The sequence below is a fragment of the Vibrio sp. V09_P4A23P171 genome, from assembly GCF_963875615.1.
Lineage (GTDB): Bacteria > Pseudomonadota > Gammaproteobacteria > Enterobacterales > Vibrionaceae > Vibrio > Vibrio anguillarum.
In genome coordinates, this window is record NZ_CAWNMR010000069.1 from 1 (window position 1) to 2,084 (window position 2,084).

Consider the following 2,084-nt stretch of genomic DNA (forward strand, 5'->3'; position numbering starts at 1 on the left):
GCTAAGGGGTTGACAACGCATAGCCGAACTCAAAAAACACACCGTAAACACTGAACTTCAATTTTGAACCAAAGCCGCCACGCGTTGGCAATCCCTCTTGAGCCGTTTGTTAGCTGCTGCACTTTAGCCGGAGATTTACGGCCCAACGGCCTAATTTAAAAAACATTATTGCTTTCAAGCGATAAAGTAAAACGGACAACTTAGAAACTAAAACCTAATCCACAAAACGCACTTGGCAAAGAAGAAATAGCAGGAAAACTGACGAGCTTCTAAGACTTAAATTTACAAAGAATTCTTTCGAAGAAGCCAACAACCAAGTGCACGAAATCCATTTAAGCGCGAAAGAGCCTCAAAACCAAAGAAGCCACACCAAAGAAATAAACAAACACACCACTTCCCGTAAGAAGACTTCGGTTAGTTCAACCGCTTCACGAACAGTGCCACTGGCGAGATACGTGGAAAAGTGCTGACTTTCAGGTGTAAAGCTAGAGCCTCAGACTAAGAAAAATAAACGCTTAATTCTATGACTTTTCTTAACCTCAGCTAACGCCCAATTAAGGGGTGAGCAACGCTACCACCCAACCTAAGGCATTGTACCGTAACCACTAAAATTGAAGTAGAAGCAAAAGTGCCAAGCGTTGGGAATCCCTCTTAAATTGTTTGTTAGTTGCGTTCTGACCACTCCAACCGTAACACCCCATATTTGACGGAATCATAGTACTCACCATTGTAGTAACGAACCTTTCGAAGTCTTGCTTCTTGCTGAAAACCCAGTTTCAAAGCCAAAGACATCATTCGAGGATTACCCGACCAAGTGGTTAAACCAACCCTCTCGATTTCTTTAGTCTCGAACAAGTATGATACCCATAAAGGTAGAGCAAGCGCTGCAATTCCCTTACCCCAATACTGTGCATCGTAAATAACTACACCAGCTTCAAGCCAACGCGTTTCTTCACATTCCCAGTAGCAACTAACCGTTCCAACAGGAATATCATCAACAGTGATTAATTGTAAGCCTGAACCTGCTAGTAAACGCTGAAATGATGGATTTTTAAACTGTTCTAGTGTTGGGTGAGAATATGGAAAGTAAGGACCATTGAACTTCATCCATTCATCATTTGAAATAACCAAAGAATGGAGAGGTTCCAGTTCGTCTTCCTTGGCTGGTCTAATTTCTACTTTCATATCTTCCTCATTACTTCCCGATTCTTTGTAGCAAACTAACGCCCGGCTAAGGGGTTGACAACGCACCGCCGGACTCAAAAAACACACTTATAAACACTGAACTTCAATTTTGCACTAAAGCCGCCACGCGTTGGCAATCCCTCTTGAGCCGTTTGTTATGAAAATTCAATGAGATAAACTGGTCTTTACACGACCAAAAGCCACAATTGCAATGGTTGAGTGATTCAAGAATCAACCCAAGCAAGAACTGTGATAAATAAGCCGCCAAAACAAAGCCCACCTTTCAACAACAAACCAAGCTTTTGAATGAGACAAACTCAACAAGCAAGACTTTCAGCAAGTGCGAAAGGCTCGATAAACTTGCCCTTTCCACACTTTACGCACGCTGAATTGACAACAAACCAGCGCTAAAACTGATTAAGGCAAACAAAGGATCTTACCTGTTTTACGGCTTGAGTGAACCACGAATTTTAGGGTAAAAATGCTCATTTGCCGACAATACAAAACGAATGGCCAGAGAAATCCCAAAAGATTGAACCCCTAAATTTACCTGAGTTGCATAACGCCCGGCTAAGGGGTTGACAACGCACCGCCAAACTCAAAAAACACACCGTAAACACTGAACTTCAATTTTGTACTAAAGCCGCCACGCGTTGACAATCCCTCTTGAGCCGTTTGTTAGGCCAATAGATTAACAACGAGACTTTCAAAACCAAAGAACGAGCTTTTTTGTAAACTTGAAACAAACTAACCGATTCATTTATAAACCAAAATTCTGAATCAGCAAAGAAACAAAAAAACTCAAATTGAGCGATTTGGAAGAAAAGTGACGAGCGTAGCATGCTCGGCGGACGTTTGAATGCTGAAGGTTATTTTGCCGCTAAATTCACAACGAAAAG

At 41.8% G+C, this 2,084-nt stretch carries 1 protein-coding gene; it reads right to left on the minus strand.

The genetic code is table 11. The features are described 5' to 3' along the window. Positions 1-663: 663 nt before the first annotated feature. The gene (locus tag AACT23_RS16010) at positions 664-1,185 is read right to left on the minus strand and encodes a GNAT family N-acetyltransferase (protein ID WP_094128243.1); all 522 of its coding nucleotides are present in this window, start codon (positions 1,183-1,185) and stop codon (positions 664-666) included. Positions 1,186-2,084 lie beyond the last annotated feature (899 nt).

Bases quoted from the DNA above. Each gene is read 5' to 3' on its own strand.
- AACT23_RS16010 (WP_094128243.1), bottom strand. From the start codon at position 1,185: ATGAAAGTAGAAATTAGACCAGCCAAGGAAGACGAACTGGAACCTCTC.